The 24,590-nt window shown below is 68.0% G+C and carries 25 protein-coding genes; 16 read left to right on the forward strand and 9 right to left on the reverse strand.

Features of this window, described 5'->3' with window-relative positions; translation table 11 throughout:
• Positions 1–16 precede the first annotated feature (16 nt).
• On the forward strand, positions 17–520 hold the full coding sequence (locus QX204_RS17860; protein ID WP_301900870.1) for a flavin reductase family protein: 504 nt from the start codon (positions 17–19) through the stop codon (positions 518–520).
• A gap of 48 nt (positions 521–568) precedes the next feature.
• Here QX204_RS17860 and QX204_RS17865 read toward each other — a convergent pair whose 3' ends face one another.
• Complete coding sequence (locus QX204_RS17865; protein WP_301900871.1) at positions 569–2,200, reverse strand: flavin-containing monooxygenase; 1,632 nt, start codon at positions 2,198–2,200, stop codon at positions 569–571.
• A 195-nt stretch (positions 2,201–2,395) separates the two neighbouring features.
• Between QX204_RS17865 and QX204_RS17870 the strand changes: the two genes are divergently transcribed.
• From QX204_RS17870 to QX204_RS17900, 7 genes are all read left to right on the forward strand, one after another.
• Positions 2,396–3,931: an FAD-binding protein gene (locus QX204_RS17870; protein WP_301900872.1), complete on the forward strand. Its 1,536-nt coding sequence runs from the start codon at positions 2,396–2,398 to the stop codon at positions 3,929–3,931.
• 106 nt (positions 3,932–4,037) lie between these two features.
• Positions 4,038–4,409: a nuclear transport factor 2 family protein gene (locus QX204_RS17875; RefSeq protein ID WP_194824943.1), complete on the forward strand. Its 372-nt coding sequence runs from the start codon at positions 4,038–4,040 to the stop codon at positions 4,407–4,409.
• A gap of 11 nt (positions 4,410–4,420) precedes the next feature.
• Positions 4,421–6,091, forward strand: coding sequence for an FAD-binding protein (locus QX204_RS17880; protein WP_301900873.1), 1,671 nt, complete (start codon positions 4,421–4,423; stop codon positions 6,089–6,091).
• Between the two features lie 2 nt (positions 6,092–6,093).
• Positions 6,094–6,351 carry a hypothetical protein gene (locus QX204_RS17885; RefSeq protein WP_062989633.1) on the forward strand — a complete coding sequence of 86 codons (258 nt, stop codon included), beginning with the start codon at positions 6,094–6,096 and terminating at the stop codon, positions 6,349–6,351.
• Positions 6,352–6,373: 22 nt separating this feature from the next.
• Complete coding sequence (locus tag QX204_RS17890) at positions 6,374–7,165, forward strand: SDR family NAD(P)-dependent oxidoreductase (RefSeq protein WP_301900874.1); 792 nt, start codon at positions 6,374–6,376, stop codon at positions 7,163–7,165.
• Positions 7,162–8,031, forward strand: coding sequence for an alpha/beta fold hydrolase (locus QX204_RS17895; protein WP_301900875.1), 870 nt, complete (start codon positions 7,162–7,164; stop codon positions 8,029–8,031). Before QX204_RS17890 ends, QX204_RS17895 begins: the two co-directional genes overlap by 4 nt.
• Positions 8,032–8,121: 90 nt before the next feature.
• A complete protein-coding gene (locus QX204_RS17900; RefSeq protein ID WP_301900876.1) occupies positions 8,122–9,147 on the forward strand; it encodes a hypothetical protein in 1,026 nt (341 codons plus the stop codon).
• 4 nt (positions 9,148–9,151) lie between these two features.
• Here the strand turns inward: QX204_RS17900 and QX204_RS17905 are convergent, their stop codons facing one another.
• Positions 9,152–9,979: a mycofactocin-coupled SDR family oxidoreductase gene (locus QX204_RS17905; protein WP_301900877.1), complete on the reverse strand. Its 828-nt coding sequence runs from the start codon at positions 9,977–9,979 to the stop codon at positions 9,152–9,154.
• Position 9,980: 1 nt separating this feature from the next.
• Entirely contained in the window at positions 9,981–10,778 is a 798-nt protein-coding gene (locus tag QX204_RS17910) for a mycofactocin-coupled SDR family oxidoreductase (protein ID WP_301900878.1), read from the reverse strand.
• A gap of 193 nt (positions 10,779–10,971) precedes the next feature.
• Between QX204_RS17910 and QX204_RS17915 the strand changes: the two genes are divergently transcribed.
• The 6 genes from QX204_RS17915 (at position 10,972) to QX204_RS17940 (ending at position 17,314) form a co-directional block, all read left to right on the forward strand.
• On the forward strand, positions 10,972–12,027 hold the full coding sequence (locus QX204_RS17915) for a ferredoxin--NADP reductase (protein ID WP_301900879.1): 1,056 nt from the start codon (positions 10,972–10,974) through the stop codon (positions 12,025–12,027).
• Positions 12,028–12,042: 15 nt separating this feature from the next.
• Positions 12,043–13,545, forward strand: coding sequence for an MDR family MFS transporter (locus tag QX204_RS17920; RefSeq protein ID WP_301900880.1), 1,503 nt, complete (start codon positions 12,043–12,045; stop codon positions 13,543–13,545).
• Entirely contained in the window at positions 13,539–14,324 is a 786-nt protein-coding gene (locus QX204_RS17925; RefSeq protein ID WP_301900881.1) for a 2-keto-4-pentenoate hydratase, read from the forward strand. Before QX204_RS17920 ends, QX204_RS17925 begins: the two co-directional genes overlap by 7 nt.
• A 53-nt stretch (positions 14,325–14,377) precedes the next feature.
• Complete coding sequence (locus QX204_RS17930) at positions 14,378–15,286, forward strand: acetaldehyde dehydrogenase (acetylating) (protein WP_301900882.1); 909 nt, start codon at positions 14,378–14,380, stop codon at positions 15,284–15,286.
• 86 nt (positions 15,287–15,372) lie between these two features.
• Positions 15,373–16,407 carry a 4-hydroxy-2-oxovalerate aldolase gene (dmpG, locus tag QX204_RS17935; protein ID WP_301900883.1) on the forward strand — a complete coding sequence of 345 codons (1,035 nt, stop codon included), beginning with the start codon at positions 15,373–15,375 and terminating at the stop codon, positions 16,405–16,407.
• A gap of 322 nt (positions 16,408–16,729) precedes the next feature.
• Positions 16,730–17,314 (forward strand): SRPBCC family protein, encoded by a 585-nt coding sequence (locus QX204_RS17940; RefSeq protein ID WP_301900884.1) that lies wholly within the window; start codon positions 16,730–16,732, stop codon positions 17,312–17,314.
• A gap of 3 nt (positions 17,315–17,317) precedes the next feature.
• On the opposite strand, the gene QX204_RS17945 is transcribed toward QX204_RS17940, so the two are convergent.
• Together QX204_RS17945 and QX204_RS17950 are read right to left on the reverse strand one after the other, a co-directional pair.
• The gene (locus QX204_RS17945) at positions 17,318–18,589 is read right to left on the reverse strand and encodes a glycosyltransferase 87 family protein (RefSeq protein WP_301900885.1); all 1,272 of its coding nucleotides are present in this window, start codon (positions 18,587–18,589) and stop codon (positions 17,318–17,320) included.
• Positions 18,590–18,708: 119 nt separating this feature from the next.
• The gene (locus QX204_RS17950) at positions 18,709–19,140 is read right to left on the reverse strand and encodes a MarR family winged helix-turn-helix transcriptional regulator (protein ID WP_301900886.1); all 432 of its coding nucleotides are present in this window, start codon (positions 19,138–19,140) and stop codon (positions 18,709–18,711) included.
• Between the two features lie 58 nt (positions 19,141–19,198).
• Here QX204_RS17950 and QX204_RS17955 point away from each other — a divergent pair, with 58 nt between their 5' ends.
• Both QX204_RS17955 and QX204_RS17960 read left to right on the forward strand, forming a co-directional pair.
• Positions 19,199–20,218 carry an ABC-2 transporter permease gene (locus tag QX204_RS17955; RefSeq protein WP_301900887.1) on the forward strand — a complete coding sequence of 340 codons (1,020 nt, stop codon included), beginning with the start codon at positions 19,199–19,201 and terminating at the stop codon, positions 20,216–20,218.
• Between the two features lie 237 nt (positions 20,219–20,455).
• A complete protein-coding gene (locus QX204_RS17960) occupies positions 20,456–21,373 on the forward strand; it encodes an SEL1-like repeat protein (RefSeq protein WP_301900888.1) in 918 nt (305 codons plus the stop codon).
• Between the two features lie 68 nt (positions 21,374–21,441).
• Here QX204_RS17960 and thpD read toward each other — a convergent pair whose 3' ends face one another.
• Genes thpD through ectA form a run of 4 tightly spaced genes read right to left on the reverse strand, consistent with a single transcriptional unit; the run spans position 21,442 to position 24,572 of the window.
• Entirely contained in the window at positions 21,442–22,368 is a 927-nt protein-coding gene (thpD, locus tag QX204_RS17965; RefSeq protein WP_301900889.1) for an ectoine hydroxylase, read from the reverse strand.
• Positions 22,352–22,756, reverse strand: a complete 405-nt coding sequence (locus QX204_RS17970) for an ectoine synthase (protein WP_301900890.1) — start codon at positions 22,754–22,756, stop codon at positions 22,352–22,354. The genes thpD and QX204_RS17970 overlap by 17 nt, the downstream gene beginning before the upstream one ends.
• Positions 22,753–24,024: a diaminobutyrate--2-oxoglutarate transaminase gene (gene ectB, locus QX204_RS17975; protein WP_301900891.1), complete on the reverse strand. Its 1,272-nt coding sequence runs from the start codon at positions 24,022–24,024 to the stop codon at positions 22,753–22,755. The genes QX204_RS17970 and ectB overlap by 4 nt, the downstream gene beginning before the upstream one ends.
• A complete protein-coding gene (gene ectA, locus QX204_RS17980) occupies positions 24,021–24,572 on the reverse strand; it encodes a diaminobutyrate acetyltransferase (protein ID WP_301900892.1) in 552 nt (183 codons plus the stop codon). The genes ectB and ectA overlap by 4 nt, the downstream gene beginning before the upstream one ends.
• Between the last annotated feature and the right edge of the window lie 18 nt (positions 24,573–24,590).

Here is a 24,590-nt window from a genome sequence, read left to right on the forward strand (position 1 = left end):
GTTCGGAAGGACACCTATGAATGCGGACAACGTCGTCGTCGCCGGTATCCCGGCCCCCGCGGAGCTACGCAGAGTGCTCGGTCACTTCGCGACCGGCGTCGCGGTGATCGCCGCCCACGACGGGACGCGACCGCTCGGCTTCACCTGTCAGTCGGTGGTGTCGGTGTCGCTGGACCCGCCGTACGTGTCGTTCTGCCCGGCCAAGAGTTCGACCAGCTGGCCGCTGCTGCGCGAGGCGGGCGCCCTGTGCATCAACATCCTGGCGCAGGAGCAGAGCGCGCTGTGTCGCCAGTTCGCGGTGAGCGGCGCCGACAAGTTCGCCGGTGTCGAGTGGGACAGGGCGGGCAACGGCGCGCCCGCGCTGGCCGGGACGCTGGCCCAGATCGAGGTGACCGTCGAGCTCGAGCACGACGCGGGCGACCACACCGTAGTGCTCGCCCGCGTCGGTGATCTGCGGGCCACCGAGGGCGCCGAGCCGCTGCTGTTCTACAAGGGTGGGTTCGGCGGCTTCGCGTCCTGAACCGACGACGACGGGGTGGTCCGCGCCGGACCACCCCGTCGTCGTGTCTCACGCCTCGATGACGTCGAAGCCCTTGTACCCGGCGGCCGCGACCTCGGCGATGATCTCGCCGTAGACGCCGAAGCCGCCGACGAACGGCATGAACACCCGCGGCCTGCCCTCGATGTTGGCGCCCAGATACCACGAATTCGCCTGTGTCATCAGTGTTCCCGCGGCCCGGCTGACGCATTCGCGCACCCACTCCGACACCGCGTCCCGGCGTGCCTCGAGCGCCACCGCTCCCCTGCCGTCGAGGAAGCCGATGGCCTCGGCCACCCAGTCGACGTGCAGTTCCGAGTGCAGCACCATATTGGCCAGCACCGACGGACTGCCGGGACCGGTGAGGTTGAACAGGTTCGGAAAGCCCGCCATCCCCAGGCCCAGATAGGTTTTCGGCCCTTCGCGCCATGCCTGGTTGAGTGTCTCGCCATCACGGCCGACGATGTTCATCCGTGATACCGAGCCGGTCATCGCGTCGAATCCGGTCGCGAGCACCAGGGTGTCGAGCGGGTAGTGCGCGTCGGTGGTGTGCACGCCCGCGGCGTCGATCCGGGTGATCGGCGTGGCCTTCAGGTCGACCAGCTCGACATTGTCGCGGTTGAAGGTCTGGTAGTAGTTCGTGTCGGTGCAGATCCGCTTGGTGCCGATGGGATGGTCGTGCGGAACGAGCAGGTCGGCGACGCGCGGGTCATCGATCACCGCCCGCACCTTTTCCTCCCAGAATTCCCGCGCGGTGTCGTTGGCGGCGAGGGTGGTCAGCTGGTCGGGGAAGGTCTTGCTGAACAGCACACCCCCCAGTGCCCAGCGCTTCTCGTAGGCTTCGCGCCGTTCCCGATCGGTCACCGTGACCGCGGATTCCGGATGCGCCTGATGCGGCGAACCGCCGCCGCTGGCCATCGACAGCCGCCTGCGCTCGGGATAGTTCGCCTTCTGCGCCGCTCGATCCTGCTCGGTCAGCGGCGTATTGCCCGCGGGCACACTGTAATTGGCGGTGCGTTGGAACACGTGCAGTCGCTGGGCCTGCTCGGCCACGCACGGGATCGTCTGGATGCCGGAGGATCCGGTGCCGATCACGCCGACCCGGCGGCCGGTGAGGTCGACCCCCTCGTGCGGCCAGTGCGAGGTGTGCAGGATCTGCCCGGCGAAGGTGTCGAGTCCATCGATGGCCGGGGTGTTCGCGTTCGACAGCGGACCGGTGGCCAGCACCACGAACCGGGCCGAGACCGCGTGGCCGGTGTCGGTGTCGACCTGCCAGCGCAGGGTCTGCTCATCGAGCACGATATCGGTGACACGGGTACCGAATTCGATGTCGCGGCGCAGGTCGTAGCGATCGGCGACGTGCTCGAGGTAGGCCAGGATCTCGGGCTGGGTGGCGTATTTCTCGCTCCAGTTCCATTCCTGTTGCAGGGCGTCGTCGAAGGAGTACGAGTAGTCGACGCTCTCGACGTCGCAGCGCGCGCCCGGATAGCGGTTCCAGTACCAGACGCCGCCCACGCCGTCACCGGCTTCGAACACCCGCACGGTGAGGCCGCTGCCGCGGAAGCGGTGCAGCGCGTAGAGGCCGGCGATGCCCGCGCCGACGACGACCACGTCGACGTCGGTCGGGCCTTTCGCTGGTGCCGATGGGGTCTCGGGGTTCACAGTGCCTACCTTTCGATGGAGACCGGTTTCTCTGCGGCGACGCTAAGGAGGCGCGCACCGTCCGAGCAGGTCCCCTTCCCGCTGACCGGCACATTCGCGCATCGATGCCCTCCCGGTGATCGGGAGATCCGCCCCACGGCACCCGGCGCCGGGCCTACCGTCGAGCGCAATTCGAGGTGGTACCAGGAGGAAACAGTGGTGGACTGGAACGACGAGGTCGATGTGCTGGTCGCGGGGTCGGGCGGTGGCCTGGCCGGCGCCTACACCGCGGCCCGCGAGGGACTCAGCGTCGCGGTGGTCGAGGCGACCGACAAGTTCGGCGGCACGACGGCGTATTCGGGTGGCGGCGGAGTGTGGTTTCCCTGCAACCCGGTGCTCGAGCGAGCGGGCACCGACGACACCATCGACGACGCGCTGACGTACTACCGCGCCGTGGTCGGCGACCGCACCCCCGACGAGCTGCAGCAGACCTACGTCCGGCGGGGTCGCGATCTCATCGAATACCTTGAAGCCGACGACCATTTCGCGTTCATGATGCTGCCGTGGCCGGACTACTTCGGGAAGGCGCCCAAGGCCCGGCTCGACGGTCGGCGCCACATCATGCCGACGCCCCTGCCCGCCGCCGAGCTGGGCCCGCTGCGCGAATCGCTGCGCGGAACGCTCGACACCGACCGGCTCGGCGCTCCCCCGCAGGACCTGCTGATCGGCGGTCAGGCGCTGATCGGGCGGATGCTGCGAGCGATCTCGAGCTACCCGCACGCGCGGCTGCACCTGGATTCGCCGCTGGTGGAACTGGTGGTCGAGGACGGGGTGGTGACCGGCGCGATCGTCGAACGCGACGGCGCCAGGATCGCGATCCGCGCCCGGCGCGGCGTGATCCTCGCGGCCGGCGGTTTCGAGCAGAACACCGAGCTGCGCAAGCACTACGGCGTGCCCGGCGAGGCGCGAGACACCATGGGGCCCTGGGGAAATCAGGGCAGGGCGCACCAGGCGGGCATCGCGGCGGGCGCCGACACCGATCTGATGGATCAGGCGTGGTGGTCGCCCGGGCTGACCCATCCCGACGGGCGTTCGGCGTTCGCGCTGTGGTTCACCGGCGGCATCTTCGTCGACCAGGAGGGCAAGCGGTTCGTCAACGAATCGGCGCCCTACGACCGGCTGGGGCGCGAGGTGATCCGCCAGATGAACGACCGCGGGCTCACCCTGCCGTTCTGGATGATCTACGACGACAAAGAGGGCGAAGTGCCGCCGATCAAGGCCACCAATGTGTCCATGGTCGAGACCGAGAAGTACGTCGAGGCCGGTCTGTGGCACACCGCCGACACCCTCGCGGAGCTGGCCGCGAAGATCGGCGTGCCCGCGGCGAACCTGGAGGCCACCGTCGAGCGGTTCAACGCGACGGTCGCCACCGGTGTCGACCCCGATTTCGGGCGCGGCGACGAGGCCTACGACCGGGCCTTCTCCAACGGCGAACCGCCGCTGGTGACCATCGAGAAGGGCCCGTTCCACGCGGCGGCGTTCGGCATCTCCGATCTGGGCACCAAGGGCGGTCTGCGCACCGACAGCGCGGCGCGGGTTCTCGGCCGCGACGGCGAACCGATCCCCGGCCTCTACGCCGCGGGCAACACCATGGCCGCGGTGAGCGGCGAGGTCTATCCCGGCGGCGGCAATCCGATCGGCGCGTCCATGCTGTTCAGCCACCTCGCCGTGCGGCACATTCTCGGCGAATGATCCCTTCCCGGTCTCTCCCGCTGGCCGGGAGAGACCGGGGCACCCGGGCCACCGGATGTGGTTCGGTTCACAGACTCATCCCTTTCGATATTTCAGGAGCGACACGATGGCTTCAGCGGACGACATTCGCGCGACGGTGCGCAAGTATGTGGAGGCCGTCGGCAGCGGTACGGCCGCCGACGTCGTCGCCCTCTACCGCGAGGACGCGACGGTGGAGGACCCGGTCGGCACCGAACCGCATGTCGGGCACGCGGCGATCACCAAGTTCTACGAGAACATCGAGCCGCTGGAGCGTTCGACCGAACTGTTCACTCTCCGCGTCGCGGGCGACAGCGCCGCGTTCAGCTTCCGGGTGGTCACCAAGTTCGGCGAGCAGACCTTCACCCTCGACCCGATCGATGTCATGACCTTCGACGAGGACGCCCGCATCGTGAGCATGCGCGCGTTCTGGTCCCAGGACGACATGGTCGTCGGCTGAGCGAGGCGGACATGACTGCGACCGAACAACACTGGGATCACGAGGTCGGTTTCCTCGTCGTCGGCAGCGGCGCGGGCGGGCTCACCGCCGCGCTCGCCGCCGCCGATCGCGACCTGGACACCCTGGTCATCGAGAAGGCCTCGGTCTACGGCGGCAGCACCGCGCTGTCGGGCGGCGGCATCTGGGTGCCCAACAACCCGACGCTGCTGCGCGAGGGCCTCGGCGATTCCCGCGCCGACGTGCGCGCCTATCTCGACGCCGTCGTGGGCGACCGGGTGCCGACGAAGAATCTCGACGCGTTCATCGACGAGGGCCCGCGCATGCTGGCCTTTCTCGAGACCAGCCCGCACCTGCGATTCCAGTGGTGCGCCGGCTATTCCGACTATCACCCCGAAGCACCCGGTGGACGGCCTGCGGGCCGGTCCATCGAGCCGCTGCCGGTCGATCTCAAACAGCTCGGCGCGGACGAGCACCTCCTGCGTCCGGCCGCGCTCGCGACGCCGCCCGGACTGTTCATCACCTCCAAGGACTTCGTCCAGCTCAATATGGTGACCCGCACCTGGCGGGCACGCTGGACAGCACTGCTGACCGGTCTGCGTGCGATCAAGGCGATCGTGTTGCGCAGGCACATGGACACGCTCGGCCGGGCACTGATCGCCCGACTACGGCTGGCGGTGCGCGACGCGGGCGTGCCGCTGTGGCTCGACACCCCATTGCGTTCGCTGATCACCGACGACGCGGGCGCGGTGCTCGGCGTGCTCGCCGAGCGCGACGGCCGCGAGATCCGGATCAGGGCACGCGACGGTGTGCTGCTGGCCACCGGCGGTTTCGAGTACAACCAGACCATGCGCAAGGACCACCTGCCCGAGGGCGGGCGCGACAATTTCAGCGCGGCCTCGACGGACAACACCGGCGACGGCATCATCGCGGGCGAAAAAGTCGGCGCGGCAGTCGATCTCATGGACGACGCGTGGTGGATGCCGTCGTTCCAGCGCCCCGAGGGCATCAATCAGGTGCTGGTGTCGGAGCGTTCCATCCCGCGCTCGATCATCGTCGACGACACGGGCAAGCGGTTCACCAACGAGGCGTCGCCGTATGTGACGTTCGTGCATGCCCAGCTGAAGGGCGGCCACGATCCGGCCTGGCTGATCTTCGACGCGAAAGCCAAGAGCCGCTACCCCATCGGCGGCATCGTGCCCGGCCAGAAGTTCCCGTCCTCCTGGCTGACGAGCGGCCTGGTGCGGACCGCGCCCGATATCGAGGGACTGGCCACGGCGATCGGCGTTCCCGTAGCGAGCCTGCGCGACACCGTCGGACGTTTCAACGGTTTCGCTCGCGACGGGCACGACGCGGACTTCGGTCGTGGGGTCAGCGCCTACGACAACTACTACGGCGATCCGACCCTGGCCACGCCCGCGCTCGATGTGCTGGACAAGGGTCCGTACTACGCGCTGCGGGTACGGATCGGCGACCTCGGCACCAAGGGCGGACTGGTCTACAACGCCGACGCCCAGGTGCTGCGCGCCGACGGATCTCCCATCCCTGGCCTCTACGCCGTGGGCAACACTTCCGCCGCGGTGATGGGCAACGACTACGCCGGTGCGGGCGCGACGATCGGTCCGGCCATGGTGTTCGGCTACATCGGCGCGCGTCATGCCGCCGGCGAGCGACGAGGCGGGTGAGAATGCAACCCGTCGAATGCGCTTCCTGCGGCAACAAGGTGCTCGCCGAGAAGTTCAGTCCGAGCCACACCAGCATCCAGTGGCTCGACGACGCCGAGTCCGCGTGCCCCGAGTTCGCTCGGCGCGCGGCCCTCGGTGAGCACAGCAGTTGGATCCCCACCTGCCCCGCCCTGCGCGATTCCATCGAGGACGCCGTTCGCGCAGGCGCGTTGGCGACCGATCAGCTCCGCCACGAACCGGTTCCCGGCCGACTCGGCTGACACCCAGACCAGGAGAGAACCCATGAACAGACTCGACAACCACCGGACGCTGGTCACCGGCGCCGCATCGGGCATCGGCCAGGCCACCGCGCTGCGGCTGCTCGACGAGGGCGCGCGGGTGGTCGCCGCCGATGTGTCGGCCGACGGCCTCGCCGCGACCAGCGCGCAGGCCGCAGAGCGCGGCACCGCGGACCGGCTCACCACCCTGCTGATCGATATCGGCGACGAACAGTCGGTGGTCGAGGGTGTGCGTTCCTCGGTCGAGACCCTCGGCGGGCTGGATTCGCTGGTGAACGCGGCGGGCATCCTGCGCGCCTCGCACACCGAACAGACCTCCCTCGACCTGTGGGACCTGATCATCCGGGTGAACCTCACCGGCACCTTCCTGGTGGTCCGCGAGGCACTGCCCGCCCTGCTGGCCAACCCGCGCGCGACGGTGGTGAACTTCAGTTCCACCTCGGCCGCGTTCGCGCACCCGTACATGGCGGCCTACGCGGCGAGCAAGGGCGGCATCCAGTCCTTCACCCACGCCATCGCCCTCGAGTACGGCGGCAAGGGCCTGCGCGCGGTCTGCGTCGCGCCCGGCAGCATCAAGTCCGGAATCACCGACGCCACTCCGGGATACGTGCCCGCCGACTCCGACTGGGCACTGTTCGCCAAGCTGTCTCCCGTACTGCCGACCGACCGCGAATCCGGCGGCGCGGGCATGGGTGACCCGACCGCGGTGGCGGGCGTGATCGCGATGCTCGTCTCCGAGGACGGCGCCTTCATCACCGGCACCGAGATCCGCATCGACGGCGGTACCCACGCATGACCGACCTGAGCTACGAGGGCACACTGCGCGAGATCACCACCGCCGCGGGTGTCCTGCGCTACCACGAGGCGGGCGAGGGACCACCGCTGCTGCTCCTGCACGGATCGGGGCCCGGCGTCACCGGGTGGCGCAACTTCGGCGCCAATCTCGCCACCTTCGCGGACCGCTTCCGTTGTCTCGTGCTGGAATTCCCCGGCTTCGGGGTGAGCGACGACTTCGGCGGCCATCCGATGGTCACCGCACTCGACGCGGTGGTCCGTTTCGTCGACGCGCTCGGCCTGGACAGCGTCGACATCATCGGCAACTCGATGGGCGGCGGGGTGGCGCTCAACTACGCCATCGCCCATCCCGAGCGGGTCGGCAAGCTGGTGACGATCGGCGGCATCGGCCGTAACCTCTTCAGTCCCGGCCCCGGCGAGGGCATCAAGCTGCTGCAGGAGTTCACCGAGGAACCCACCCGCGAGCGGTTGGTCCAGTGGCTGCACTCGATGGTCTACGACCCGGCGATGGTCACCGAGGACTTGATCGAGCAGCGCTGGACCCAGGCCACCGATCCCGCGACCCTCGACAGCGCCCGCCGGATGTACAGCAAGGCCGCGTTCGCGATGATGGTGCGCGCCATGGAAGCCTCCGACGCCCCACCACCGTGGGCGATGCTGCACAAGGTGCAGGCGCCCACGCTCATCACCTGGGGCCGTGACGACCGGGTGAGCCCCCTCGATATGGCGCTGATCCCGATGCGTACCATCCCGCGCGCCGAACTGCACGTGTTCCCGAACTGCGGGCACTGGGCGATGATCGAACGCAAGAGCGAATTCGAGTCGGCGGTCATGGCTTTCCTCACTCGCAAGGAAGCCGCACTCTGAACAAGCACAATGCGCGGGCCGCCTCGGGGCAGCCCGCGCATTTCTGTTTCGCGGCTGACCTCATGCCGACTGCTGGCAGGATCAATTGCCATGCGCTTCACCGTGCCCGCCATCGTGTCGATGATGGCGGCAGTCCTGCTCACGGGATGTTCGCTCTTCGCGGAAGGGCCCGATCAGGACGAGCGTGACAGCTGGTCGCGGGTGATCGAGGCGTCCATCGAGGCCCTTCCGGGAGTGGGCGACGCGTCACATACATTCCGGTACAACCCGTACGGCCCCAACTCGTACTACACCTCCGAACTGGACGTGCAGCTCGAGGACGACGCCACGCCGGCCGAGACCGCGGCTGTCGTGCGTGTCATGGGTGCGCAGCAACTGCCGCCGCACTATCGAGGCGAGCAAACCTTGGTCGAAATCCGCAGGATGGCCGACTCCTATTTCGGGAGCTGGCTGTTCGGGCGGGACGTGGACGTGGAGGCGAACGCGGCATACGCCTGGACCCGAGTGTCATCGGCCGGAACCGGTGCGCAGATTCACTGGTCCGGCGGCATCAGGGCCAACGGAGCCGCGGACGGACCGCTCGGATCCATCGGTGTCCGAGCGGGCTCCGAGGGCGAACCCCAGCGTGCCACCGCGGCGATGCGCCGCATCAGCCAGGAGTTCCCGGAACTGGCAGCCAACAACTGGACAGTGTCGCCCACTCATGGGGGGAGCATGTCCGAGCTCTACTCGAGACTGGGCCGCAGTGTGACCCACGTAGGCGGCCGTCCCCGCTTCCCCTCCCACGGCGAACTCGAAGTGTGGGAGTGGTTGCTGACCGATCAACCCACTCCGTTCGTCGCCGAGGTGTCGGTGTTCGACCCGCCCGCGACAGCGGGCCGCACCTTGGGCGTCACGCTGTTCCCACCCGTCGGAGCGGGGTTCAGCGCGGTGCAGACGACACAACTCGCCGATCGGCATCTTCACTACTTGTCACTGCGCGGTGGCGTGGTCGACTACACGATCATCAACCGGGAGGGCCCTGATCTCGCCGTCCTTGTCGGCGGTTGCCCGGCAACCGGGCGTGAGGTTTCGCCGGAGTCGGAGCCCTTCGCACGTCAGTACGAGCGTTGCTAGTGCACTAACGCTGAGTACTGCCCGCGTCGATGGGCAACGCCACCGCGGTGATGTAGCGGCCCTCGTCCGAGGCCAGAAACAGTGCGGCATTGGCGATGTCGACCGGGTCGACCCACGGGATGGGCAGCATGTTCATCGTCACGGCGGCCTCGGCGAATTCCTCGCGGGTGGGGTTGTCCCGGTCGGGCCGGAACACCTTGCGCACCATGTCGTTCTGGATCATCGGGGTGTCGACATTGGTCGGGTGCACCGAGTTCACCCGGACATGGTGTGGAGCGAGTTCTTTCGCGAGCGAGCGCATCAGTCCCACCACCCCGTGCTTTGCGGCGGTGTAGTGCGCGACGCCGACCAGCCCGCGTAGTCCGGCGATCGAGCTGGTCAGGATCATCGCGCCGCCGCCGCGCGCGATCAGGTGCGGGGTGGCGGCCTTGCACGTCTGCCACACACCGGTCAGGTTGACGTCGATCATCGTCTGCCACTGCTGTTCGGTCAGTTCCAGTGCCCCGCCGCTGGAACTGATTCCGGCGGTGGCGCAGACGATGTCGAGGCCGCCCAACTGCTCGACCGCGGCGTCGACCACGGCCCGTAGCGCCGCGCCGTCGCGGACGTCGACGGTCGCGGCGACGATCCGCGCGCCGGTCGCCTCGACCGCGCGCACGGTCTCGGCGAGGTCGTCGTGGGTCGCTCCCGGCGACACCACGGTCTCGACCGGTCCGCAGATGTCGACGGCGACGATGTCGGCGCCTTCCTCGGCCAGCCGGATCGCCTGTGCACGGCCGATGCCGCGCGCGGCGCCGGTGATCAGCGCGATCTTGCCCGAAACCCGTCCCATGTCACACCTTCTGAGTAAGTCCGGCATCGACCACGAGTTGGATTCCCGTCACGTAACGGGACTCGGCGGATGCGAGGAAGAGCACGGCATTGCTGATGTCGACCGGGTCCACCCACGGAACGGGCAGAATCGTGCGGCGGGCGAGCGCCTCCGCCGCGTCCTCGCGGGTCGGATTCGGCAGGTCGGGGCGCAGTTTGGCGTACACGGCGGCATTGAGGATCATCGGCGTCGCGACCGAGCCGGGGTGCACCGTGTTCACCCGGATCCCGCGCGGGCCGAGTTCATTGGCCAGTGTGCGGGCGAGGCCGACCACGGCGTGCTTGCTCGCCGAGTAGTGCGCGGCCCCGGCCGCGCCGACGATGCCGTTGGTGGAGCTCACGATCACGACCGAGCCGCCGTCGCTCAGCGCCGGAACGGCCGCCCGCACGGTGTGCCACATACCGGTGAGATTGATGTCGATGGTGCGTTGCCAGGCCTGGTCCGACAGTTCCCAGGATAGGCCGAGGTCGCCGTAGATGCCGGCGTTGGCCACGATCACGTCCAGGCGGCCCAGTGCGGCGACGCCGTCGGCGACCGCCACATCGAGTTGCGCCTGATCGCGCACGTCGGCGACACCGGTGACGCACAGGCGGCCCACCGACTCGACTTCCCGTGCCGTCTGGGCCAATTCGGCCGCGGCGGCCTCGATGTCGAGGGCGATGATGTCGGCGCCTTCCTCGGCCAGCCGACGGCAATGGGCGCGGCCCATTCCCCCGGCCGCGCCGGTCACCAGCGCGACGGTGTTCTGCATGCGGTTCATCGGGCGCCCCCGGAATATCTGGTGTCCACGAGCCCGACGCTAGGGTCGTCGGCCGCCGGGTCCGCCCTGGTCTTCCCGGTCAGCGGGCTGTGCGCGGCGATCTCCCGGCTACCGGGAACCAGGGGCTCCGCACTTTCGTCGGGCCTGCGACGGTGGCTCCGCAACGCCGGTTCTGTGATCGAGGAGGACACCAGTGACGAGGGCGACTGTCGACGTGCCGCGCGGCTCGCGGGTGGTGACGCTGCGGGTGTCGGCGGTGATCGAGGAGACCGAGGACGCCCGCTCGCTGGTGTTCGATGTGCCCGATGCGCTCGCCGACCGCTTCGCCTACCGGCCGGGTCAGTTCCTCACGCTGCGTATTCCGAGCGAGCGGAGCGAAGCCGTGGCGCGCTGTTATTCGCTGGCGAGCTCACCGTTCACGGGCGATCCCCTGCAGGTCACGGTCAAGCGCACACCCGACGGCTACGGCTCGAACTGGCTGTGCGACAACATCTCTGTCGGTGACACCCTCGACGTGCTGCCACCGCAGGGCAGCTTCACCCCGGCCTCCCTCGACACCGATCTGCTGTTGTGGGCGGCGGGCAGCGGCATCACGCCGGTGATGTCGATTCTGCGGTCGGCCCTGGCGCGCGGCGCGGGCCGGGTGGTGCTGTTCTACGCCAATCGCGAGCAGGAATCGGTCATCTTCGCCGAGGCCCTGCGCGACCTCGTCGCGCGGTATCCGGGCCGAATCACCGTGGCGCACTGGCTCGAATCCCTCCAGGGCCTGCCCACCACGGCGCAGCTGGCCGAGTTCGCCGCGCCGTATCCGTCTTTCGCGTCGTTCGTGTGCGGGCCAGGTCCGTTCATGTCGGCGGTGACCGAGGCGCTGTCCGGCGCCGGGTGGCCGCGCGAGCGCATCACCACCGAGGTCTTCGTCTCGCTGTCCGGTGATCCCTTCGCCGAGCCCGCACCCCTCGACCCGGTCGACGCCGAGGACGCCGCACGCGTGGAGGTGGAGCTCGACGGGACGGTGCACGCGCTGAGCTGGCCGCGCTCGCGCACCCTCGTCGACGTGATGCTCGCCGACGGACTCGACGTCCCCTATTCCTGTCGTGAGGGCGAATGCGGTTCGTGCGCGTGCACCGTCGTCGACGGCGAGGTCACCATGACCGACGCGGCGATCCTCGATCAGGAGGACATCGACGCCGGCTACGCCCTGGCCTGCCAGGCCCGTCCGCGCACCGACCGGGTCCGTATCCGCTTCTGAAGCGAAAGGTGTGCTGTGGCAACCGATACCGCGCGATCCGAGGTCGGATTCGGCTCGGACCGTGGGCCGGTGCTGGCCGCACTGATGCTCGCCACCGGACTCGTCGCGCTCGATTCGACGATCCTGGCGACCGCGGTGCTGTCGATCACCGACAGTCTCGGCGATTTCACGCTGTTCCCGTGGCTGTTCACGATCTACCTGCTCGCACAGGCGGTCACGGTGCCGATCTACGGCGCGCTCGCCGACACGTTCGGTCGCAAGCCGGTGATGCTGTTCGGCATCGCGGTGTTCGCGCTCGGCTCGCTGCTGTGTGGGTCGGCGAGCAGCATGCTCGCCCTGATCGTGTTCCGGGCCGTGCAGGGCATCGGCGCCGGCGCCATCCAGCCGACGACCATGGTCATCGCCGGTGACCTGTACACGCTGGCCGAACGTGCCACGGTCCAGGGCTATCTGGCCGGGGTGTGGGCGGTGGCGTCGGTGACGGGGCCGCTGCTCGGCGGCATCTGCGCCGACTACCTCGGCTGGCGGTGGATCTTTTTGGTCAACCTGCCGCTGGCCGCGCTCGCCGCGTGGATGCTGGTCCGCAACTTCCACGAGTCCGTGCCCCGGCAGCGCCGCGGCATCGACTACGCGGGGGGGGTGCTGTTGACGCTCGGGGCGGGGGCGCTGGTGCTCGGACTGCTCGAGGGCGGGCACGCCTGGGCGTGGGGGTCGCCGGTGGGCTTCGCGGTATTCGGTTGCGCCGCACTGTCGCTCGCGCTGTTCGTGGTCGTGGAAGCGCGTGCCGCGCAGCCGATTCTGCCGCTGTGGGTATTCACCCGGCGGGTGGTGGTCGCGAGCTGTGTCGCGGCCATGCTCGGCGGGGCCCTGCTGTTCGGGTTCACGACCTATGTGCCGATGTTCAACCAGGGCGTGCTCGGCACGAGCGCTCTGGTCGCGGGGCTCGTCACCGGCGCACTCACCCTCGGCTGGCCGTTGGCGGCGGCCCGTGCGGGAAAGGTGTACCTGCGCTTCGGGTTTCGTACCTGTGCCGTGCTCGGCAGCACGGTGGCGGCGATCGGCGCGGCGACGACACTGCTCCTGGACGAGAACTCGACGCTATGGCAGGTCGGCGCCTCGTGTTTCGTGGTCGGCGCGGGCATGGGGTTGGTGGCCACGCCCACGCTCATCGCGGCGCAGACGAGCGCGCGGTGGACCGAACGCGGCGTCGTCACCTCGGCCACGCTGTTCGCGCGGTCACTGGGCAGTGCGGTGGGGGTCGCCGCGTTCGGCGCGATCGTCAACGCGCACCTCGGTGACGTGGGTGCGCCGTCGCCGCAATCACTCTCGGCAGCAACACATCTGGTGTTCGCGACGATCGCGGCGATGACCGTCGTGCTGGTGGCCGCGTGCGCGGCGATCCCGGGTATGGCCTCGCAATTTCCTGTCCATCCAGCGGGAGAGCCCGCTCCGGTGCGCGGTCTCGGCCACGAGCATGGGGTGGTATCACCAGAAGAGAAGAGGGAGCCAGGATGCTGACAACCGGCATGCGCGCCGAGCTCGCCGCCGAGCTGGCGCGGGCGGAGCTGGACCGGGTGGCCGTGTCCCCCATCGTCGACCGATATCCGGGCATCGACGTGGTGGACGCCTACGAGGTCCAGCTGCTCAATATCCGGCGCAGGCTTAGCGACGGCGGGAAGATCGTCGGGCACAAGGTGGGGCTGTCGTCGAAGGCGATGCAACAGATGATGGGCGTCGACGAGCCCGACTACGGTCACCTGCTCGCCGACATGGAGGTCTACGAGGACGTCCCCGTCGACACCTCGAAGTTCCTGCTGCCCCGGGTGGAGGTCGAGGTCGGGTTCGTCCTCGGCGCCGATCTGCCCGGCGAGGACTGCACCGAAGCCGATGTCCTCGCCGCGACCGTCGCCTACGCCCCGTCGATCGAGCTGATCGACTCGCGGATCACCGAGTGGAAGATCGGGCTGGCCGACACGATTTCCGACAACGCGTCCTCGGCCGGGTTCGTGCTCGGCAAGCAACGCGTCGCCCCGGGCGATATCGACATCACCGCGATCGACGCCGTGCTCACCCGCAACGGTGAGGTCGTCGCCGAAGGCCGCAGCGACGCGGTCCTCGGCGATCCGACGATCGCGGTGGCCTGGCTGGCCCGCAAGGTCGCGACCTTCGGGGTGCGGCTCACAGCCGGTGACATCGTGTTGCCCGGCTCCTGTACCCGCGCGATCGACGCCCGACCCGGCGACGCCTTCCTCGCCGACTTCACCGGACTCGGCTCGGTCCGCCTGTCGTTCACCTGAGCCGACCCCACCCCGCCGGCCTGCCCGGCCGCTATTCCACGAGGAGGCCAACCGTGTCCCACGGTTCCGTCACCGCCGCGATCGTAGGATCCGGCAACATCAGCACCGATCTGCTCTACAAGCTGCTGCGCTCGGAGTCCATCGAGCCGCGCTGGATGATCGGCATCGACCCCGACAGCGAAGGTCTCGAACGCGCTCGCGGCCTCGGCCTGGAAACCTCCGCCGAGGGTGTGGACTGGCTGCTCGCCCAGGACGAGAGGCCCGACATGGTCTTCGAGGCCACCTCGGCCTACGTCCACCGCGCCGCCGCGCCCCGGTACGCCGAACTCGGCATCCGCGCCGTCGACCTCACCCCCGCCGCCGTCGGCCCGGCCGTGGTGCCGCCGGTGAATCTGGCCTCGCTGCTGGACGCGCCGAACGTCAACATGATCACCTGCGGTGGCCAGGCCACCATCCCGATCGTCGCCGCAGTCTCGCGTGTCGTGCCGGTCCCCTACGCCGAGATCGTCGCCTCGGTCTCGTCCAATTCGGCCGGACCCGGCACCAGGGCGAACATCGACGAGTTCACCAAGACCACCAGCCGTGGTGTCGAGACCATCGGCGGTGCGCAGCGGGGCAAGGCGATCATCATCTTGAATCCGGCCGAACCGCCGATGATCATGCGCGACACCATCTTCTGCGCCATCCCCGACGACGCCGACCAGGATGCGATCGCTGCGTCGATCCACCAGATGGTCGCCGACATCCAGCAGTACGTGCCCGGCTATCGGCTGCTCAACGAGCCGCAATTCGACGAACCCTCCGTGGTCTCCGGTGGGCTGGCGAAGGTCTCGGTGTTCGTCGAAGTCGAAGGCGCAGGCGACTTCTTGCCGCCCTACGCGGGCAACCTCGACATCATGACCGCCGCGGCAACCCGTGTCGGCGAGGTCATGGCCGAACAGATCCTGTCGACTCGGGTGTGATCATGACCGATTCATCAGCCCTCGACACCATCACCCCCGCGGCCCTGCGCTCGCCGCAGCCGAGCCGGGCGTAAGGAGACTCGACCATGACATTCTCTGCTGATCTCGACATCCGGATCACCGACACCTCCCTGCGTGACGGCTCCCACCACAAACGCCACCAATTCACCACCACCGAAGTCCGCGACATCGTCGCCGCCCTCGACGGTGCCGGTGTCCCCGTCATCGAAGTCACCCACGGTGACGGCCTCGGTGGTTCCTCGTTCAACTACGGGTTCTCCAAAACCCCCGAACAAGAACTCATCACCATCGCCGCGGAGACGGCGAAGAACGCCAAGATCGCGTTCCTCATGCTGCCCGGCGTCGGCGTCAAGGAAGACATCAAGATCTCCCAGGACAACGGCGCCTCCATCTGCCGCATCGCCACCCACTGCACCGAAGCCGACGTCTCCATCCAACACTTCGGCTACGCCCGCGACCTCGGCCTGGAAACCGTCGGCTTCCTCATGATGTCGCACACCCAACCCCCCGAAGCCCTCGCCGAGCAGGCTCGCATCATGGCCGACGCAGGCTGCCAATGCGTCTACATCGTCGACTCCGCCGGCGCCCTGGTCCTCGAACAAGTCTCCGACCGCGTCACCGCCCTCGTCACCGAACTCGGCACCGACGCCCAAGTCGGCTTCCACGGCCACGAGAACCTCGGCCTGGCCGTGGCCAACTCCGTCTACGCCGTGCGCGCCGGAGCCACCCAGATCGACGGCTCCACCCGCCGCTTCGGCGCCGGCGCGGGCAACACCCCCGTCGAAGCCTTCGTCGGCGTCGCCGACAAACTCGCCATCACCACCGGCGTCGACTTCTTCGCCATCGCCGACGCCGCCGAAGACGTCGTCCGCCCCGCCATGCCCCAGGAATGCCTGCTCGACCGGCAATCACTGATGATGGGCTACGCGGGCGTCTACTCCAGCTTCCTCAAGCACGCCGAACGCCAAGCCGAACGGTACGGCGTCTCCGCCGCGGAAATGCTCGTCCGCGCGGGCAAACGCAAACTCGTCGGCGGCCAGGAAGACCAACTCATCGACATCGCACTGGAACTCCGACGCGAAGCCTCCGTCACTGTCTGAGGCGACCGGTCGGCATCTGAGCGTCGTATTCACAGCTTCGCCCCGCGTGGATCACATCGGCATGGTGACTCACCACGAAGGAAGTGGTGCCGTTATGGTGTTGCATGCGAGATCCGCTGTCCGGGTGGACATTCCGTCCCGGTCGGCTAGCGTCTCTTGCACGCCGACCGGGACAAGGGGAACCTTTCAGGAGTGGTAGCCGGGAAACCGGCGGTGCAGCGCTGCACCTGCACCACCCTGTCTGCCTACCTACCGCTCGGCTTTTTCTCCTCGGCGCCGACGTGCGAGCATCGCACGCGGCGTCTTGATGAAGTGGGGGATCATGGCCCAGCGGAGTAGTCGCAGGCGTCAGGGCGAGGTACTGATCACGTCCGACACCACACCCTCACACGGCTTGGACCAGGTGCGCGTCAGTGGCTCGGTCTCGCTGGCTGTTCGGCCGGAAGAGCTGTGGGACCTCCTGTCCCAGCCGGAGCACATCGCCTCGTGGATGTCCGAACTCCACGCCTGGACCGGGCCTGCCACGGATCGAGTCGGCGCAGGTCGCGAACTCGCCGCACAGGTTCAGATGTTCCACATGATCCACGACGTGCATCTGGTCGTCACCGAATACCGCCCGACCCTCGGTTGGACGATGACGTGCGGCGGGGTCACCGGAGTCGCTGTCGCGTTCACCGTGGAAGTCGAGCAGCTGCGCGACGTTTCCCGCGCGACGCTTCGAACCAGCCTGCACGGCCAGGCATTGCGGGACGCCGATGTGGTCGTGCTTCGTCGCGCCATCCAGTCCGGACTCGACTCGAACCTGCGCGAACTGGCCGACATCGCCCATCCCGACGTCACCGTCTGTCCGCTCCCGGTAGCCCTCGGTTACCACCCGACGCGAGACAAGGCCGCCGGTCTCACCTGATAGTCAGGCCACGCGTACGTGTTCCTCGACCGCCGCGGGCTCGGCCACCGGCTGCGCGGGCCGACGTCCGGTGACGAGGAACAAGACCACGAGGGCGACGGCCAACCACACGTACGTGTCGCCGATGATGTGTTGATCCCAGGTCCACGAGGTCTCACGGTGTTCGCCGTCGGGCAGGAAACTGTGCGGCGCGATCACGAAGACCGCGGCGACCGCGACCGTCGTGGCGTACCAACCGCGGGCACTGGCGACGGGCAGCGTGCGGGCGTGGCAGACCATCGCGAGCAACGCGGGCGCGATCCAGACCCAGTGGTGCGACCACGAGATCGGCGACAGCAGCAGCGTGAAGACCGCGTTGAGGGACAGCGCGATCGCCGGGGCGTCGGCGGCCTTGCGCATCGCGGCCACGACGAGGACGAGCAGCAGCGCGCCCAGCACCAGCCACAGGACATCGAAGGGGAGGCCGGTGATGTGCAGGCGAGCCATGACGGCCTGGATCGACTGATTGGTATGGAAGGCCGAGCCGCTCAGACCCGAGACGTTGCCGAGGCCACCGAACCAGTAGCGGGTGGATTCGGTGGGCAGGAACGCGAACGAGGCGATGGTGGCGATCGCGCCGGTGGCCGCGGCGGTCGCGGCGGCCTTGTAGTCCTTGCGGACCAGGAAGTAGAGCACGAAGGCCGCGGGCGTGAGTTTGATGGCCGCGGCGAGGCCGATCAGCATGCCGCGGGGGTAGCGGGTCTTCGGGAGCAGGCAGTCGGTGGCGACCAGCACCATCAGCAACAGGTTGACCTGACCGAAGTCGATGGTCGAGCGGACCGGTTCCAGCAGCAGCGCGAGCGGCAGCGCGCAGGCGGTGACGAGCAGGGCGGCCTGCTTGCGGTCGGGGTGGTAGCGCCGGGCGACCAGGTACAGGGTCCAGGCGACGGCGGCGATCGACACCACGACGTAGAGGATCTTCGCCGTACCCCACGGCAGCAGCGCGAACGGCGCGAGCGCGATCGCCGCGAACGGCGGGTAGATGAAGGGCAGGCCGATGCCGATCGTGGTTTTGGGCAGCTGGCCGTACATGTCGGCGCCGTCGCGCATCGCCTCGATACCGAGACGGTAGACCTGGAGATCGATGAACCCGTCGGAATAGCGTTCGAAGGGCCAGATCGGCGTCCTGACGCAGACGACCGAGACAATGGTGAGCAGCACCGGCACCAGCCACCATGCTCGATTGATCGGGCGTGGTGAACGCTCTTGCACGGGGTGGGTGGTGTCACTACTCATCCGCGGCGACTATACCGACTCGCGTGCACTACCGGGGCACCGCCCGTCGGCCGCGGTGATGCGCGCAATAGCCAGGCGGATGCCCGCCGACGGACCGAACGCGCGGAATACCGCGCTGGTCAGTCGCCGCGGTTGTAGCGGGTCAGGTAACCGGCCATGGCCGCGACGTCGGCGTCCGTCCAGTCGGCGAAACGCGCCTGGAAGGCCTCCCGACGTCGGCGTTCGGCCTCTCGGGCGACGATGCGGCCCTCAGGGGTGGCGCGCAGGACGTGATTGCGCCGATTGTCGGGGTCGACCGCCCGTTCGAGGTAGCCGAGCTTCTCCAGCGCGCCGACCTGCCTGCTGACAGTCGACTTGTCGAGCAGGAACTGTTCGGCGAGATCGGTAGCCAGGCAACCGTCGCGTTCGAGGATCAGATCGAGAATGCTGTAGGCGACCAGGCTCAGCTCGGGATGCAGCTCGGCGGCGCGGCCGCGCGCCCGACGGGCGAAGGCGGTGAGCTCGCGCTGGATGGTGTCGACAGCCTGGGTTCTTGTGATCCGCGCATTCATGGTTGTATCATACAACCATACTTAGTTGCATTTACCAACTGTTTGGAGATTGTTCGCGATGACTCGCACACAGTTCCGGCACCTCGCCGGACATCTGCTGACGCCGCTGCTGATGTGCCTCGGCATGGCCTTCGCCTACCTCGGCGCGTTCCACCAGCCCGAGCCGAACAATATGGCACTCGCGGTCGTCGGCGACTCCCCACAGACGATGGTGCTGGCCCAGACGATGAAGGACAAGGGCGGCGCCGGACTCGACATGGTCACCGTGACCGACCGCGAGGCGGCTGTCAGCGCGCTACAGCACCGCGAACTCATCGGCGCTTACGTGCCCGACGCCGACAAGCCGGAACTGCTCGTCGCCACGGCCGGCTCGGATACCAGCGCGATGGCCGCGGAGGTGGCTTTCCGGTCGGTGTCCGATCATCAGGGTGTGCCGCTGATGGTCACCGATGTGACGACCAAGGCCGACGGTGATCCGCCGGGTCAGGGCCTCTTCTTCCTGCTGGTCGCGTTGAGCGTCGGCGCGTACGGCAGCGTCGCCGTGATCGGCGCCGCCGGGGCGATGTTGCGCATGCGAGTGCGTGCGGCGGTCGGTGTGGTGACCGCGCTGGTGGTCAGCCTCATCGGTGTTCTGGTGGCAGGTCCGGTATTCGGCGTGATCGACAGCGGCATCGCGAGCGTGTTCGGTATCGCCTGGCTCTACGCCTCGGGCATCATCCTGATCGGCATCGGCCTGCACACGTTCCTGAAGCGCTGGACCACCCTGGCCCTGATCACCCTGTTCGTGATGCTGAACTTCACCACCTCCGGCGGCGTCTACGGGCCCGAACTCCAGAACGGCTTCTTCGGTGCGCTGCACTCGTTCTGGAACGGCGCCGACTTCGTCGAAGGTCTGCGCGACCTGCTCTACTTCGACGGTGGTGCCGGGTTCGGTTCCCGCCTGTTCGGGTTGTTCGCCTGGTTGGTGGTCGGTCTGGTGCTGGTCGTGGTGGCGGGTCGCCACGAGGCACGGCACGCGCCGAAACCGATCGCGCCTGCCGCGGTCGAGGAGGAGATCGGCGAATCGGTCGCCGTCTGACGGTGTGACGCCACGCCCGATCAGTCGGGACACGCCCCGGCGAATCCCGTTGCCCGACATCCGGACACACAGTTCCGGACCCGGTCGACGCGCTCGCCGGGGCGGTCTCGTCTTCGCCGGCGATGTTGTCGCGAAATCCGCCACGGCCGCACGTAGACACGAGTACGGTGTAGCGCGCAACCGCGGACCATCTGGCGCCGCGAGGGGGTGTGACAGCGGAAAGAGTGGGTGCCACCGATGAATGACCCCGGCGCGCAACGCCCTGGCGAACCGGTACCGCTCGACCAGCGCTATCAAGGCGCCGATCCGATCGAATGGTGCGGTGCGGCCGTCTATCCGATGTATGCCGAGGCGCTACCCGCCGGGACGACGGCGCTGCATCTGCGCGCACTGTCGGTGATGGCACCCGAAGACGTGACAGGCCTAGGCCTGGGGCTCTCCGTGCACGACGGGCACGTGAACCTCGACGGGAGATCGCTGGCGGGCGTCGACATCTGGTACGAAGCACTCGCCGACGGCATCGACATCTCGGTGACCGCGGACGCACCCGACGCACTGTTCACTCTCACGCCCGTCTGGGTGGCGGAGTCGGGCACGAACCAGTCCTGGACCGGCAATTACGGCGTGGTCGTCGACCTGCTTCCCGACGGAGCGTCGACGCTGTGGTGCAGCACCGGGCCCGGCACACCCGATTTCAACGAACTGGTCGTCGAGCTCACTACGGGCCCGGCCGAACTCGCTCCACTCGACACACCCGCCGATTCGCCCGAGCCGACGTCACTCGGCGGCCCCACCGAACCGAGCCCCCCGGTCATATCCACGGAGCCGACACCCCACCCCGCGCATCTCGATCCCCCGACAGACGTCTCCTTCAGACCTGCCGCCCCGCCGACTCCCCGGCGATCCGCCGACCAAGGCGTCGGTGCCGCTCTCCACGACCTCGGAACCGCCATGCACGAACGCGGCGAACACGATTCGGCCCGCGCCCTGTGGACCCAGGCCGCCCAGGCAGGCCACACCGGCGCCGCCTACGACCTCGGCGCCCTCCTCTTGCAACAGGGCGAACGCGCCGCCGCCGAACAATGGTGGAAAACCGCCGCCCACGACGACCCACGAGCCGCCGCCTCCCTCACCGCCTTGTCCGAACTGCCCTAGGCGGCACGGGCACGACAAAGCCGCCGCCCGCGATGGTTCGCGAGCGGCGACCGTGTGTTCGGGCTGCCCTAGGTCGCCTGGTCCGCCAGTGCGCCGACAACTTCGGGCCGGGCTTCACGCAGTGGCGTGAAGTCGCGGGCCGCGATGTATTGCGGGCGGCGCTGAGGGGCCGCGAAGGGCTCCTCCAGGGCGTTTTCCACGCTGTTGAACACGATGAAGATGTTCGAGCGTGGGAACGGGGTGATGTTGTTCGACGATCCGTGCATCATGTTGGAGTCGAACAACAGTGCCGAACCGGCCCGCCCGGTGAACTGGGTGATGCCGTAGCGGGCGGCCAGAAACGTCACGTCGTCCGTCGTCGGGACCCCGATTCGCTGCTCGCGCAACGACTCCCGATAGTGACCGCTCGGCGTCTCGCCCAGGCACGGCACGAAGGTGCGGTGTGAACCGGGCATCAGCATCAGGCTGCCGTTGAACGGGTAGTTGTCGGTCAACGCGATCGACAGACTCACCGCACGCGGGGTGGGCATGCCGTCCTCGGCGTGCCAGGTCTCGAAATCGGAATGCCAGCCGAAACCGCTACCGCCGAAACCGGGCATGTAGTTCACCCGGGTCTGATGCAGGTACACCGGCGAACCGATGATCTGCTCGGCGAGTCCGGCGATCCGCGATTCGGCGACCAGCTCGGCGATCGGCTTGCTGAGCTGATGCACCTGGAACACCGAACGGACCTGCCCCGCAACGGGTTCCACGATCACCCGTTCGTCGCCGTAGAGCACCGGGTCGGACGCGAGGTGGCCGACCTCGGCGCCGAAGGCGGCCACCTCGTCGGGGGTGAGCAGATCGGGGATCGTCGCGAAACCGTTCGCCTCGAATCCGGTCAGCTCCGGCGAGGTGACCCGGCCCCACACCGTCGGATCGGTGCGCTCGATGTGCGGGGCCGGCTCGGACAACCGAGTCGGGTAGCGGTCGAGCTGATCAGACACTGGCGCCATCCTCCTCGATAATCAGCGGATACACCCCGTTCTCATCGTGTACCTCGCGGCCGGTAACCGGCGGATTGAAAACACAGAGCATCCGCAACTGGGTGCGGGCGGTCACCTGGTGACGTTCGTGACCGTTGAGCAGGTACATCGAGCCCGGGCCCAGCTCGTAGTCGGTCTCGTTGTCGAAATCGCGCAAACTGCCCTCGCCCTCGACCAACCACACCGCCTCCACGTGGTTCTGGTAGTGGAACGTGTGAACCGTGCCTGCCTCGATCGTGGTCTCGTGGAAGGAGAAACCGACCTTGTCGCCGCCGAGCACGATGCGCTTGCTACGCCAACCGGGCCCTGCCACATCGCGTTCGGTTCCGGTGATCTCCGCTGTGGTGCGCACGATCATGCGGCACCACCACAGACGGTGTCGATCGAGGAGACCAGGACCGACAGGCCCTGATCGAGTTCGTCGCGGCCGAGGGTCAACGGCGGCAGCAGTTTGACGACCTCGTCCATCGAACCCGAGGTCTCCACCAGCAGACCCTGTTCGAACGCGGTGCGGCACACCTTGCCCGCCTGCGACGGGTCGTCGAACACGATGCCGTGCACCATGCCGCGGCCACGGGTGGACACTCCCTCGTGCCGCTGCGCGACCGCGTTCAGCGTGCGGGCCAGGTATTCGCCGTTCTCGGCGGTGCGCAGGGCCAGCTTGTCGTCGGACCAGTACTCGCGCAGGGCGGCGGTGGCGGTGACGAAGGCGGGGTTGTTGCCGCGGAAGGTGCCGTTGTGCTCACCGGGGGACCACTGGTCGTGCTCGGGCTTGAGCAGCACCAGCGCCATCGGCAGGCCGTAGCCGCCGATCGATTTGGACAGCGTCACGATGTCGGGGGTGATGCCCGCGATCTCGAAGGAGAAGAACGGGCCGGTGCGTCCGCAACCCATCTGCACGTCGTCGACGATGAGCAGGATGTCGCGCGCGGCGCACAGTCCGGCCAGGTGGCGCAGCCACTCGGCACGGGCCAGATTGACACCGCCCTCACCCTGCACGGTCTCCACGATCACCGCGGCGGGGCGATCGAAACCCGAGGAACTGTCGTCGAGGACGCGCTGCATCCACCCGAAGTCCTCGATGGTGTTGTCGAAGTAGCCGTCGTAGGGCATCGGGGTGGAGTGCTCGAGCGGCACACCGGCGCCGGCTCGCTTGGCGGCGTTGCCGGTGACCGACAGCGCGCCGAGGGTCATGCCGTGGAAGGCGTTGGTGAAGCTCAGGATGGTCTTGCGCCCGGTGACCTTGCGAGCCAGTTTGAGCGCGGCTTCGACGGCGTTCGCGCCGGTCGGCCCAGGGAACTGCACCTTGTAATCGAGGCCGCGCGGCGTGAGCAGATTGTCGCGGATGGTCTCGAGCAGTTCGCGTTTGGCCACGGTCGACATATCGAGACCGTGGGTGATGCCATTGCTGCCGATGTATTCCAGCAGCGCCTTCTTCAGAATCGGGTTGTTGTGTCCGTAATTCAACGCGCCGGCGCCCGCGAAGAAATCGAGGTATTCGCGGCCTTGCTCGTCGCGCAACCAGGCGCCTTCGGCGGTGCTGAAGATGGCCGGCCAGTCACGGCAGTATCCGCGCACGTTCGATTCCATAGCCTCGAAAATGCTGGTGTCGGTGGTCGTGATCATCGTCGTTCCTCCTGGCGCTGAGCCGGTGAAATCACATACAGCAGCTCTGCCTCGTGTGAATCGGGGAAATCGTTTTCTTCGAACAGGTCCTCGGTGCGCAAATCGGCACCTCGTTCCCGGGCCACCGCGGAGAACAACGCATGTGACGCGGTGTTTCCGGGTGAGATCGTGGTTTCCAGGGTGGTGATTCCTGCCGCTGCTACCGAATCGAGCAGTCCGTGCAGGATGGCGGCGGCCAAACCGCGGCCTCGGCATTGCGCGTCGACGGCGATCTGCCAGACGAACAGTGTGTCCGGCGCTTCCGGACGCACATATCCGATGACGAATCCGACGGGCTGACCGTCAACCTCGGCGACCAAGGAGGTCGCACTGAAATCGCGACACCACAACAGGTACGCATAGCTGGAATTGACGTCGAGTACCTGCGAATCACGGGCGATCCGCCACAGCTGGGCGCCGTCGCCCAGTCGTGGATGACGCAATCTCGATTCCGAACCAGGGGCCGCCACCCCAGCGGCCGGCTCGATGGGCTTGGTGGACGTTGTCATATTTATAAAGTGCCCAGC

Origin of the sequence: Nocardia sp. PE-7 (assembly GCF_030486425.1) — a bacterium.
Classification (GTDB): Bacteria; Actinomycetota; Actinomycetes; order Mycobacteriales; family Mycobacteriaceae; genus Nocardia; species Nocardia salmonicida_A.